Genomic DNA, 12,806 nt, shown 5'->3' on the forward strand with positions numbered 1-12,806 from the left:
GAAAGCAGGGAATCAGAACACACCCGCGGAATGCCGCGGATGTGTCTCTCTTGCCCCGATTTGATGACAATCAGGTAAAACCTGCATGACAGATTGGCGTTACTCCGCCGCCACCGCCATATCAGGCGCCCCGCCGCCTTTCAGCGCAGCCAGCAATTCCTCGCGCCGTTGCGCTGCTTTTTCGGCGTTGGCGGCCTTCACCGGACCAAACCCGCGAATGCTCAGCGGCAATTCCGCCAACTCGCGGATCAACGCCATATTGCTGGCATTGGCCTTGGGCAACCACTCGGCCATATCGGCCTCGAATTGCGCAATCAACGCGCGCTCCATCCGGCGCTCCTCGGTGCGACCGAACGGGTCGAACACCGTGCCACGCAGGCGCTTGCCCTTGGCGAGCAGGTTCAACATCCGCCCCATGCCGGGGCCAAACTGGCGCTTCTTGGGGCGCCCGTCATGGCCCATCTTGCTCAACACCGGCGGCGCCATGTGATAGGACATTTTGAAATCGCCCGCGAACTGCGCCTGCGCCTTTTCACGCGTCAGCTTGTGAAGCCGGGCAACCTCGTATTCGTCCTTATAGGCCAGCACCTTGTGATAGCCCTTGGCGACGGCCTCTTTCAAAGCCTCATCAGCGATCCCATCAACCAACTTGCGATACCGCTTGGCCAACCGCGCGCTCTGATACGCTTTCAGATGATCGGCGCGGAACGCGATCCGCTCCTCCAGCGTCTTCGGCTTGTCCGCCTCTTGCGGTGCCAACAGCTTCGCCGCCTCTTCGGGGTGCGCCACGGCCCACCGCCCGATCTCAAAGGCGCGCAAGTTGCGCTCAACTGCGGTGCCGTTAAGCGTGATCGCCTCGACCAGCGCCTCGTGACTGATCGGCAATACGCCCATCTGCCAAGCACCGCCAAACACCATCATGTTGGAAAAGATGCTATCGCCCAGCGTCACCCGCGCCAGTTCCGACGCATCAAACATGGCCAGCTTGTCACGCAACCGCGCCTCAAGCTGCAATTGCAGCCGGTCCACCGGAATGCGGAACTCGGTCGAGCGGGTGAACTCTCCGGTGATGATCTCATGGCTGTTGATCACCGCGCCCGTGCGCCCCGCACTGGTCAGCCCAAGGGTCTTGGCCCCCGCGCTCACCACAAGATCCCCACCGATCAAGGCATGCGCCTCACCGGTGGCAACCCGCACGGCGCTGATGTCGTCGGGCTTATTGGCCAGCCGCACATGGATATGCACTGCGCCGCCCTTTTGCGCCAACCCGGCCATCTCCATCATGCCCGCGCCCAGCCCGTCGATCTGCGCCGCCTGCGCCAGAACCGCACCGATGGTCACAACACCAGTGCCGCCGACGCCGGTGATCACCACGTTATGGGTGCCGTCGATCTCGGGCAGCACGGGCATCGGCAGGTTCGGCAGGTCCAGCTTGGTGGTCGGCTCCTTGCGGATCTCCGCGCCCTCCAGCGTCACGAAACTGGGGCAAAACCCCTTGAGACAGCTGAAATCCTTGTTGCAACTCGACTGGTCAATCGCCCGCTTGCGGCCCAGCTCGGTCTCCACCGGAACGATCGAGACACAGTTCGATTGCACCCCGCAATCGCCACAGCCCTCGCAAACGTCGGTGTTGATAAACACCCGCTTATCGATATCCGGGAACGTGCCCCGCTTGCGGCGGCGGCGCTTCTCGGCGGCACAGGTCTGGATGTAAAGAATGGCCGATACACCCTTGATCTTACTGTATTTCTCCTGAACCTCCATGAACTCAGCACGTTCATGAATTTCCAACCCCTTGGGGAAGGTGCTCAGATCGACATCTTCTTTTTCGTCGTACACCAACGCAACATGCTCGATCCCAAAGGCCAGCAATTCGCGCGCAATCTGCTGCGCGCTCAAATCGCCCTCATGGGTCTGCCCGCCGGTCATCGCAACCGCGTCGTTGTAAAGCACCTTATAGGTGATGTTCACACCTTCGCTCGCCATCGCCGCGCGAATGGCTTGCAAGCCCGAGTGGTTGTATGTCCCATCACCTAGGTTCTGGAATACATGATCACGCGATGAAAACGGCGCCTCACCGATCCAATTCGCACCCTCACCGCCCATATGCGTAAAGCCGAGCGTTTCGCGGTCCATCCATTGCACCATGAAATGACAGCCGATCCCAGCATAGGCGCGGCTACCATCGGGCAGCTTGGTGGACGAGTTATGCGGACAGCCGGAACAGAAATAAGCCTGCCGCGTGGTGATTTCCTCGGCATTGTCGGCGCGTTTGGCGTCGTCCAACTCAAGCAGACCCGCCTTGATCCCTTCGGTGCCACGCCCTTCCTCGATCAGGATATTGCCCAGCTTCTCGGCAATCATCACCGGGTCCAGCGCCCAACGGGTCGGGAACAACTCTTCGCTGTGCAAGCCGCCCGCGCCGCCCTTGTACCAGCCATAAACCCGGCGACCACGGCGATCATCGAAAATCGCTTCCTTGATCTGCACTTCCAAAAGCTTGCGCTTCTCTTCAACCACAATGATCAGGTCCAGCCCCTCGGCCCATTCATTGAAGCTGGTCATGTCCAGCGGCCAGACCTGCCCGACCTTATATGTGGTGATGCCCAGCCGCTCGGCCTCGGCCTCGTCGATCCCCAACAGGCTCAACGCATGTTCAAGGTCGAGCCAGTTCTTGCCATGGCTCACCAGCCCGATCTTGGCCCCCGGCTTGCCCGACATCCGCTTGTCGATCTTGTTGGCACGCGCAAACGCCTCGGCGGCGTGGCGCTTGTAATCAATCAACCGCGCTTCCTGCAAAATCCGGTCGTCCACCAGACGGATGTTCAACCCGCCCTCAGGCATGTCAAACTCCGGCGTGACAAGCTCGACCCGATCAGGAGAGCCATCCACAACCGCTGTCGCCTCAATCGTATCCTTCATCACCTTCAGACCGACCCAGACCCCGGCAAACCGGCTCAACGCATAGCCATAGATGCCGTAATCAAGGATTTCCTGAACCCCCGCCGGGCTCACAATCGGCATATAGCAATCGACAAGCGCCCATTCGCTCTGATGCAACACGGTCGAGGATTCGCCGGTGTGGTCATCCCCCATCGCCATCAAAACACCGCCATGTGCCGAGGTGCCCGCCATATTGGCATGGCGCATCACGTCGCCGGTGCGGTCCACGCCCGGCCCCTTGCCATACCACAGGCCAAAGACACCATCGAACTTGCCCTCACCGCGCAATTCCGCTTGCTGGCTGCCCCAAATTGCGGTCGCTGCTAGGTCTTCGTTGATCCCCGGCTCGAACTTCACATCACTCTCGGTAAGCCGCTTGGTCTCGCGCCCCATGGTCAAATCAACCGCCCCCAAGGGCGAGCCGCGATACCCCGTCACATAGCCGGCGGTGTTCAACCCGGCCTGCATGTCACGGTGCTTCTGGGTCAGCATCAACCGCACCAGCGCTTGGGCCCCATTCATCAAAACCGGCGATTTCTCCAAATCATAGCGGTCTTGCAAACTTACCTGATGTTTCGTCATGTCGCGCGTCTCCCCTCGCTCGATTGCCTCCCGCAATCATAACTCAATAATAGGTCATAAATTTTGACCTATCAAACGAAATATTCCCCGTTACGTCACGATTGCGACAGGTTATGGGGTGTTTCGTAAAGCATTTCGTGTAAAGAACGCGCGCGCAAAGAAAGTTACGGTATGGATTGGGATAAACTTAGAATCTTTCACGCAGTGGCCGATGCTGGCAGCCTGACACACGCGGGCGATACCCTGCACCTCAGCCAATCTGCGGTGTCGCGACAGGTGCGTGCGTTGGAAGACGCGCTCAACACCACCCTGTTTCACCGCCACGCACGCGGGCTGATTCTCACCGAACAGGGCGAGCTGCTGTTTGATGCGACCCGCGCCATGTTCCGCCGCCTCGAAACCGCCACCGCCCGTATCCGCGATAGCGAAGAAGAAGTGTTCGGCGAATTGCGCGTGACCACAACCACCGGCTTCGGCACGCTCTGGCTCGCGCCGCGCCTGCCCACCCTTTATGAAAAATATCCCGACCTCAAAATCGACCTCATGCTCGAAGAGCGCGTGCTCGACCTCCCCATGCGCGAGGCCGATGTTGCCATCCGCATGAAAGAGCCAAGCCAAGCCGACCTCATCCGCAAGAAACTCATGGCCGTGCGGATGCAGCTCTATGCCACGCCCGAATATCTTGCCCGCAACGGCACGCCCAACGTCCTCGAAGACCTCGCCACGCACCGGGTCATTTGCATGAACGTCAGCTCGACACAGGTCGGCGCCGGCGCCACTCTGGTTCAGAACCTGCTCAGCCACGACATCCGCTCGACCCTCACCGTGAACAACTACTTCGGCGTGCTCCAAGCGGTGCTCAACAATCTCGGAATCGGCGTCCTGCCCGACTACGTCACCCAGGATTTCCCGAATCTGGTGCAGGTGCTGCCCGAAGCTGATTCTGGTGAAATCCCGGTGTTTCTTGCCTATCCAGAGGAATTGCGCCCCTCAAAACGCATCGCCGCCTTCCGCGACTTTGTTCAGGACGAGATCATCGCATATCGTAAACAGGTTAAAAATCAGTCGGTTGACTGACGAAACCCCTTGCTATGCACGTGGTGCATAGCGGCAATGCTCCGCCTGCGACGTCTTGATCCTTGATCGTTCGTAAACTGCCACCTATTTCAACTCGTGACGGTGATCAGCGCCTAGCGTTGCATCACTTTCATACCTCCCTGTTGGACTTCGGCCGAGCTTCGTGCTCGGCCTTTTTTTTGGCCCAGCCATTTTCGCGGTCATCCCCCCAAGCCTTGCACCCCACGCAAGGCTCTCTTTCCGCGCGTCCCCGTCCCGCGGCCACCGCCAGACCAGCAGAGGTTAAATCACCGGCAACGCGCCACGCGCCCAATCCGACAAAATCTCGGGCGCGCCTTCGCGGATTACGATGTTCTCCTCATGCACCATGATTTGCCCCGGGCGTTGTTCTGGCGCGACCTCCACCCCCGGTTCCAGCGTAATCACCATGCCCGGTTCCAACACCGTCTCGTCCTGCGCCGTCAATGACAGCCCTTCGGTCAATTGCATCCCCAGCCCGTGGCCCAACCGCCCCGCGCCGTCGCCGCCACCGGTGATCGCGGCCATCGCCTGCCAGACATCACAGGCCCGCGCACCGGGCCGCGCCGCCTCCAACCCGGCTTGCGCCGCCTCCAGCAATTGCGCCCAGCAATGCTCCGCCCGCGCATCCGCGCCGCCCACCACATAGTTCCGGTCATAGTCGCAAAAATACCCGTCCCAGACCGCCCCCGTGTCCAGCATCACAACATCTCCGCGCTCAAGCGGCACATCACCCGCCGGCGAAATCACATCGCCATAGCCAAGCGGCCCCGCCCCACCGGCCAGATACGGCACCCAATCGGCCTCTTCCTCCAACAGCAACGCCTGAAACCCGCGAAAAACCTGCGACAGCAGCGCGCCCTCGCCCGCCACCTCGCCAACCCGGCAAAACGCCCGCCCCGCGATTGCACAGGCTTCGCGTATCTTGGCGATCTCCGCGTCGCTTTTCACCGCCCGCAACCGCGCCACGATCCCGCCGTCACTGACAAATCCGATCCCGCCACCGCACAGCCGCTCATAGTCGGCCAAGGGCATCCGCAGATGGGTCTCATACCCCATCGGCACGCCCACAGGCCGCCCCTTGGCCACCTCGCGCAATGCCTCCGCAACAAGGCTCACCCCGTCATCATCCGGGCGCGGCGCGGGCCATGTGCGGATATCGCTGATCCAACTGCCGCGCATCAACGCCGCACCGATCGACGGGATCACCGCAATCGGCTTCCCCTCGCTGGGCAGGATTAAAAACCACGACCGGCTCGGACTTTCCCAAAACCGCGTCAGAAAACCGGTGAAATAGCGTATCTCCGGTTCCGTGGTCAGCAGCAGCGCGCCCAGCCCCGCCCGCGCCATCGCCGCTTGTGCGCGCGCGGTGCGCTCCTCAAATTCGCCACGCTCAAACCCGCGCGGGGTCACGCCGGTCCCTCGCTCAGGATGCACAACACCCGCGCATCCGGCCCCAGATCGCTCATCGCCAGCAGCGCAGCCAACCCCGCCCCGCCCGACGGCGAAGTTTCCAGCCCGGCCTCCGCCAGAACCGGCATCGCTTCCTCGGCCTCGGCCTCGCTGATCAACACAAACCCGTCCGCATCCCGCGCCAAGCCGTTCAGCGCGATCAACGACGGCTCCTTGCAATCAAGCCGCCCCATGTTTGACACCGGCCCCGAACTCACCACCGCACGCCCCGCCTCGATACTGTCGGCCAGCGCCGCTGCCGCTTCGGGTTCCACCACGACAATCCGCGGCCCCTCCCCCCAAGCGGCGCGGAAATAGGCCGCACAGGCCCCGGCCAAGCCGCCAACCCCGGCTTGCAGGAATATATGCGTCGGCGCTGCCCCCATCTCCTCAACGGTTTCTGCCGCCAAAACGACATAGCCCTCCATCACGCGGTAAGGGCGCTCGACATAGCCCGCCCATGAACTGTCAGACAGCAGAACCCAGCCCTTGGCCGCCGCCGCCTCGGCCGCTGCCGCCATGCTTTCTTCATAGGTCGCACCGGCCCGCACCACCTCTGCGCCCATCCCGCGCAACCGCTCGGCAAAACTCTCCGGCACGCTCTCGCTCAGATAAATCACCGCGACCGCGCCACAGGCCACCGCGCCCGCCGTCACCGAAAGCCCGTGATTGCCCGCGCTGGCACAGACATAGGTCTGCCCCTGCGCCCGCCCCTCTTCGTGATCGCGCGCAATCACATAGGCCGCCCCAAGCGCTTTGAAACTGCCCAGCCCAAGCCGCCCGCGCTCGTCCTTGACAAAAACCTCGCCCGCCCCGGCAAAATCACTGAACCTCAGCAACGGCGTCTCAACAAGATCCATCTGACGGCGCATCACCGCGCGCGCCGCTGCCACATCCACGCTCGGCACCGGAATACCTTCGAAGCCGCCCCAACCCATGCCTGCCCCCCGAAACGGGTTGTCGATCATCCGAACCATGCGCCTGTCTCCCTCTGACGTTCCCATACCCAAGGCGATCCCGGCCTAGAGGTCAAGCGCCGCCCGCCTGCGCTTGAGAAACGCAATATCGCCACGGTTCACGCTCAGGTTCAACGCCTTGTCATAGGCCGCCTTGGCCGCGCCAAGCTGCCCGGCCCGGCTCAGCAACTCTGCCGCCGCCGCGTGAAACGGTTGATACTGCTGCAACGCCGCCTCCAACGGCTCCAGCGCCGCCAAGCCCGCCTCGGCCCCCGATACCTCGGCCAAGGCCACAGCCCGGTTCAGCGCCACAACCGGGCTCGGCTCCAACCCGTAAAGCCGGTCGTATAACATCAGGATTTGACGCCAATCCGCGCCCTGCTGCCCGTTGCCCTGCTGCCCGTCGCCCTGCATATGCAGCGCCGAAATCGCGGCCTGTATCTGAAACACGCCGGGGCGCCGCCGCGCCACCGCCCGGTCCAAGATCGCCTCGCCCATTCGCCACTGGTCGCGGTCCCACAACGCCCGGTCCTGCGTTTGCGGTCCACGCGCCACCCCGTCCGGCCCAATCCGCGCGCCCCGCCGTGCATGCGCCAAAAGCATCAGCGCCCAAAGCCCCTCGATCTCCGCCTCTTCAGGGCGCAATTGGTCCAGCATCGCCGCCAGAAAGATCGCCTCCTCACACAAAGCCGCCCTGACCGGCGCGTCGCCCTCGCTGGCCGAATAGCCCTCGTTGAAAATCAAATAGATCACCCGCAAAACCGAGCTTAGCCGCTCCGCCCACGCCTCGGCCTCCGGCACGCGATAGGGTATCCCCGCCGCCGCGATCTTGGCCTTGGCCCGGCTGATCCGCTGGCCCATTGCCGCCTCATTGTCCAAAAACGCCCGCGCAATCTCGCGGGTGCTCAGCCCCCAAGACAGCGCAGCGTCAAAGCCACCCGGCTCTTTTCATCCAACGCCGGGTGGCAACAGGTGAAAATCAGGCGCAACCGCTCGTCCGGTATCTCTTCGGCGTCGGGCGCATCGGGCGCATGGCCAGCGTCCTGCCCTGCCATCAACACCGCCATTTCGTCGGTCTTACGGCTCAACACCTTGCTGCGCCTGATCCGGTCAATCGCACGCCGCCGCGCCACCTGCAAAAGCCATCCACGCGGGTTGTCCGGCACGCCGCCGCGGTCCCATTGACCTAAAGCGGCCTCCATTGCGTCCTGCAAAACGTCTTCCGCCAGCTGAAAATCCCTCAGCTGGCGGATCAAAGCGGCCAACAAGCGGCCATGATCGCTGCGCATCACCTGCAACAGCGCCGCAGCCGCGCTTGAATTGCTGGCCTGCCCGCTCATGTCACTCAGTCAGGCCGCTCACTCCGGAAGCTCCATCACCGGGCGCACCTCGATCGTGCCCGTTTCCGCCACCGGGATCATCGCCGCATAATGCAGCGCCTCGTCCAGATCTTTGCAGTCGAACATGTAATACCCGCCCAGCTGCTCCTTGGTTTCGGCAAAGGGGCCGTCCATCGTCTCGGTCTTGCCGCCGCGCACCCGCACACAGGTTGCCATCGTGGGCGGCATCAACGCCTCTCTCCCCGGCCATCACACCGGCCTCTACATAGACCTCGTTCACCGCATTCCACGGCGCCATCATCGCCTCAAACTCAGGCGTTCCCGGCATCGGCTCCGGCCCGCTCGCCGGTGCATCATAAATCAAAGCAAGATATTTCATCGTCATTCTCCAATGTTAAAGTCAGTCTGTCGTTTCTGGTTTCATCACGCAAGCACCCGCCAAAGGAGCAACCCGATCAGCAACAGCACAGCTAGGATATTGCCCATATTCCCGACAATCCGCGCGGGATGGGCCGCGTTATCCGCACGCAAGCCGACCGGATGGATCACCCGCCCCGCCAATGCCATCGCCCCAACGGCGTAAAGCCACGCCGCCGCCACGCCCTCTGCCTCGGCCAGAGCCAGCAGGATAAGCGTCATCGGCACCCATTCCATGAAATTGCCGTGCCGCCTGACCTTCTCGTGCAGCGCAACATCACCGCCATCGCCAATTGAAATCCCCTGCACCGCCCGCGTCTTGGTGACGTTGATCCACAACACCAGCATGACAATGGCGAACAGCGCCGCAAACAGGGACGTGACTGGAAAGCTCATGTTTCATCTCCTTGGTTGGTTTCGATACCCCAAGGACGAACCGCCCAAGCCGTTTTCGACATATGACCGCAAAATATTTGAGACTGCCCCGTTTTGCCGCGCTCCCCCTCTTCCATGCAAGGCCCCCTTGGCTTAAGAGGTTGCCCAACTGCTGCACCTTGGGGAACCGCATCACATGACCGAACCCGCAATCACCACCGACCTGATCGAGGCCCACGGCCTCAGCCCCGACGAATACAACCGTATTCTCGAAATTATCGGGCGCGAGCCGACGTTCACCGAACTCGGCATCTTCTCGGCCATGTGGAACGAGCACTGCTCCTATAAGTCGTCCAAGAAGTGGCTGCGCACGCTGCCCACGGAAGGCCCCCAAGTCATCTGCGGCCCCGGTGAGAATGCCGGCGTGGTCGACATTGGCGATGGTCAGGCGGTGATCTTCAAGATGGAAAGCCACAACCACCCCTCCTACATCGAACCCTACCAAGGTGCTGCGACCGGCGTTGGCGGCATCCTGCGCGACGTATTCACCATGGGCGCGCGCCCGATCGCGGCAATGAACTCGCTCTCCTTTGGCGAGGTCGATCACCCCAAAACCCGCCAGCTGGTGCATGGCGTGGTCGAAGGGGTCGGCGGCTATGGCAACTGCTTTGGCGTGCCCACCCTCGGCGGCGAAGTCCGCTTCGATCCGGCTTACAATGGCAACTGCCTCGTCAATGCCTTTGCCGCCGGTCTCGCCGATACCGACAGCATCTTTTACTCCGCCGCCTCCGGTGTCGGCATGCCCGTGGTCTACCTCGGCGCCAAGACGGGCCGCGATGGCGTTGGCGGCGCCACCATGGCGTCGGCTGAATTTGATGAAACCATCGAAGAAAAACGCCCCACGGTTCAGGTCGGTGACCCCTTCACCGAAAAGCGCCTGATGGAGGCGACGCTGGAGCTGATGCAAACCGGCGCTGTCATCTCGATTCAGGACATGGGCGCTGCGGGCCTCACCTGCTCTGCCGTCGAAATGGGCGACAAGGGCGGCCTTGGCGTCAAGCTGCAACTCGACGACGTGCCGCAACGCGAAGACAACATGACTGCCTACGAAATGATGCTCTCAGAGAGCCAGGAACGTATGCTCATGGTTCTGCGCCCCGAGAAAGAGGCCGAAGCCCGCGCCGTCTTCGAAAAATGGGACCTCGACTTTGCCATCGTCGGTGAAACCATCGCCGAAGACCGCTTCCTCATCCTGCATGGGAACGAGATCAAGGCCGACCTTCCCTTGGCCACGCTCTCCGGCTCCGCGCCGGAATATGACCGCCCTTGGGTCGAAACCCCTGCCGCCGAACCGCTCGATGCTGACTCGGTGCCGGGCGTCGATCCGATTGACGGGCTCAAGGCGCTGATCTCCTCGCCCAACTACGCCGCCAAGCAATGGGTGTACGAGCAATACGACACGATGGTCATGGCCGATAGCGTCCGCCTGCCCGGTCTCGGCTCTGGCGTCGTGCGCGTGCATGGCACCGAGAAGCTGCTGGCCTTCACCTCCGATGTTTCGCCCCGCTATGTGCGCGCCAACCCGGTGATGGGCGGCAAACAGGCCGTGGCCGAAGCCTATCGCAACCTCACCGCCGTCGGCGCCACGCCGCTTGCCTCCACCGACAACCTCAATTTCGGCAACCCCGAAAAGCCCGAGATCATGGGCCAGTTTGTTGGCGCGATCAAAGGCATCGGCGAAGCGGTCGCCGCGCTCGATATGCCAATCGTGTCGGGCAACGTCTCGCTCTATAACGAAACCGACGGCGCGGCGATCCTGCCCACCCCGACCATCGCCGCCGTTGGCCTCATCGCCTCCGAAGACTTGGCAATCCTCGGCGAAGCCCGCGAAGGCCATGTCGCGGTCCTGATCGGTGACACCACGGGCCACCTTGGGCAATCCGCCCTGCTGGCCGAGGTGTTCAACCGCGTCGAAGGCGATGCCCCACCGGTCGACCTCGCGGCCGAAAAACTGGCCGGTGATTTCATCCGCGCCAATCACGAGCTGATCAAGGCCTGCACCGACCTCTCCGATGGTGGCCTCGCTCTTGCGGCCTTCGAAATGGCCGAAAGCGCGGGCGTGGGCGTTGTGCTTGATGACACCGACACCGGCACCCTGTTTGGCGAGGATCAGGCCCGCTACCTTGTTGCCTGCAACTTCGATCAGGCCGAAGCGCTCTTTCTCGCCGCCGGTCAGGCTGGCGTGCCGATCCGAACGGTCGGCAAATTCACCGGCGACACGGTGCGCATCGGCGCCTCCAACGCGCCATTGGAAGAGCTGTCGGCCCTCTACCGCTCCGGCTTCGAAGACGCGGTCGGGTAAGCAAGCAGCGTGAGCGCGCACCCACCCGACCTGACCCCCGATTGCGACGCCTGCGCCGCGCTGTGTTGCGTGGCGCTGGCGTTTGACAAAGGCGACGCCTTTGCCATCGACAAACCCGCCGGAGCCCCCTGCCCGCACCTGTCGCACCACAGCTGCACAATCCACGCAGCGCTCCCCGACAAGGGCTTCCCCGGCTGCGTCGCCTATGGCTGTAGCGGCGCAGGCCAACGCACCATCGCGCTGTTTGATGGCCAAAGCTGGCAGGACACCCCGGCGCTTCTTGCGCCGCAAATGGACACTTTCCGCCACTTGCGCCGCCTGCATGATTTGATCGAACTGCTCACACTCGCCGCCGGGCTGCCGCTCACACAAGAGGCCAAAATCAAACGCCTGTCGCTCATCGCGGCACTTTGCCCTCAGGACATGACGCCAACCGTTGCCGCAACTCTCGCAACCGGCCCGCTCCCCGGCGATGTGCGCGCTTTCCTCAAATCCCTCGCCGCGCTCACCCCCAAAACACCTGCGACTTAACGGCATTTCCTGCCTCAGTCTTCGGGTTGGCCTTGCACCGCACCGCATCCCACCCTAGGTTCACCGGCACACGTCTAAAACCCCAAGGAACACGCGCATGGCCGTTCACGCTCAGGAACTCGAAGACCTTCTCCGCGAAGCCTTCCCAAACGCCGAAATCGCCGTCGAAGGCGCCGATGGACGACACATGTCCGCCATGGTGGTGGATGAAAGCTTTCGCGGCCTCAACCGCGTGCAACAGCAACGCGCCGTTTACGGCGCGCTCAAAGGCAAGATGGACGGGTCCGACGGCGAATTGCACGCGCTCGCCCTGACCACCCGCGCACCCGACTGATAGACAAAATTACGCAACTCCAGCGAACAGGACACGAAAAAATGAGTGACGCAAGAACCCGGATCGACGAGGCCATCAAAGCCAACGACGTGGTGCTTTTCATGAAAGGCACCAAAGACATGCCGCAATGCGGCTTTTCCTCGCGCGTGGCCGGGGTGCTCAACTACATGGGCGTTGATTTCTCCGACGTAAACGTGCTCAGCGATGACGCGCTGCGCCAAGGGATCAAGGATTTCTCCGACTGGCCCACCATCCCACAGCTCTATGTCAAAGGCGAATTTGTCGGCGGTTGCGACATCATCACCGAAATGACGCTCTCGGGCGAACTCGACACATTGTTTGAAAGCAACGGCGTCACCTATGACAAAGACGCCGCCGAAAAGATCCGCGAAGCTAACGCCTGATCTGTGCCCGATCTG

The 12,806-nt window shown here is 62.3% G+C and carries 12 protein-coding genes; 5 read left to right on the plus strand and 7 right to left on the minus strand.

What is annotated here, in order from left to right:
- Positions 1-99: 99 nt before the first annotated feature.
- Positions 100-3,525: an indolepyruvate ferredoxin oxidoreductase family protein gene (locus tag N4R57_10430; GenBank protein UYV39372.1), complete on the minus strand. Its 3,426-nt coding sequence runs from the start codon at positions 3,523-3,525 to the stop codon at positions 100-102.
- A gap of 171 nt (positions 3,526-3,696) precedes the next feature.
- Between N4R57_10430 and N4R57_10435 the strand changes: the two genes are divergently transcribed.
- Positions 3,697-4,602 carry a LysR family transcriptional regulator gene (locus tag N4R57_10435; GenBank protein ID UYV39373.1) on the plus strand — a complete coding sequence of 302 codons (906 nt, stop codon included), beginning with the start codon at positions 3,697-3,699 and terminating at the stop codon, positions 4,600-4,602.
- A gap of 282 nt (positions 4,603-4,884) precedes the next feature.
- On the opposite strand, the gene N4R57_10440 is transcribed toward N4R57_10435, so the two are convergent.
- The 6 genes from N4R57_10440 to N4R57_10465 all read right to left on the minus strand — a co-directional run bounded on the left by N4R57_10440 (position 4,885) and on the right by N4R57_10465 (position 9,181).
- Complete coding sequence (locus N4R57_10440; protein ID UYV39374.1) at positions 4,885-6,033, minus strand: Xaa-Pro peptidase family protein; 1,149 nt, start codon at positions 6,031-6,033, stop codon at positions 4,885-4,887.
- Positions 6,030-7,040 carry a pyridoxal-phosphate dependent enzyme gene (locus N4R57_10445; GenBank protein ID UYV39555.1) on the minus strand — a complete coding sequence of 337 codons (1,011 nt, stop codon included), beginning with the start codon at positions 7,038-7,040 and terminating at the stop codon, positions 6,030-6,032. The genes N4R57_10440 and N4R57_10445 overlap by 4 nt, the downstream gene beginning before the upstream one ends.
- A gap of 54 nt (positions 7,041-7,094) precedes the next feature.
- Entirely contained in the window at positions 7,095-7,889 is a 795-nt protein-coding gene (locus tag N4R57_10450) for a hypothetical protein (protein ID UYV39375.1), read from the minus strand.
- 44 nt (positions 7,890-7,933) lie between these two features.
- Complete coding sequence (locus tag N4R57_10455) at positions 7,934-8,368, minus strand: hypothetical protein (GenBank protein ID UYV39376.1); 435 nt, start codon at positions 8,366-8,368, stop codon at positions 7,934-7,936.
- An 18-nt stretch (positions 8,369-8,386) separates the two neighbouring features.
- Positions 8,387-8,596: a YciI family protein gene (locus N4R57_10460; protein UYV39377.1), complete on the minus strand. Its 210-nt coding sequence runs from the start codon at positions 8,594-8,596 to the stop codon at positions 8,387-8,389.
- Between the two features lie 195 nt (positions 8,597-8,791).
- Positions 8,792-9,181 carry an MAPEG family protein gene (locus tag N4R57_10465; protein UYV39378.1) on the minus strand — a complete coding sequence of 130 codons (390 nt, stop codon included), beginning with the start codon at positions 9,179-9,181 and terminating at the stop codon, positions 8,792-8,794.
- Positions 9,182-9,356: 175 nt separating this feature from the next.
- On the opposite strand from N4R57_10465, the gene purL reads away from it, so the two are divergent.
- The 4 genes from purL (at position 9,357) to grxD (ending at position 12,791) form a co-directional block, all read left to right on the plus strand.
- Entirely contained in the window at positions 9,357-11,522 is a 2,166-nt protein-coding gene (gene purL, locus N4R57_10470) for a phosphoribosylformylglycinamidine synthase subunit PurL (GenBank protein UYV39379.1), read from the plus strand.
- Between the two features lie 9 nt (positions 11,523-11,531).
- A complete protein-coding gene (locus tag N4R57_10475; GenBank protein ID UYV39380.1) occupies positions 11,532-12,053 on the plus strand; it encodes a hypothetical protein in 522 nt (173 codons plus the stop codon).
- Positions 12,054-12,150: 97 nt separating this feature from the next.
- A complete protein-coding gene (locus N4R57_10480; protein UYV39381.1) occupies positions 12,151-12,387 on the plus strand; it encodes a BolA/IbaG family iron-sulfur metabolism protein in 237 nt (78 codons plus the stop codon).
- Between the two features lie 41 nt (positions 12,388-12,428).
- Positions 12,429-12,791 carry a Grx4 family monothiol glutaredoxin gene (gene grxD / locus N4R57_10485; GenBank protein ID UYV39382.1) on the plus strand — a complete coding sequence of 121 codons (363 nt, stop codon included), beginning with the start codon at positions 12,429-12,431 and terminating at the stop codon, positions 12,789-12,791.
- Positions 12,792-12,806: the final 15 nt, after the last annotated feature.

The sequence above is a fragment of the Rhodobacteraceae bacterium D3-12 genome, assembly GCA_025916135.1.
GTDB lineage: Bacteria > Pseudomonadota > Alphaproteobacteria > Rhodobacterales > Rhodobacteraceae > JAKGBX01.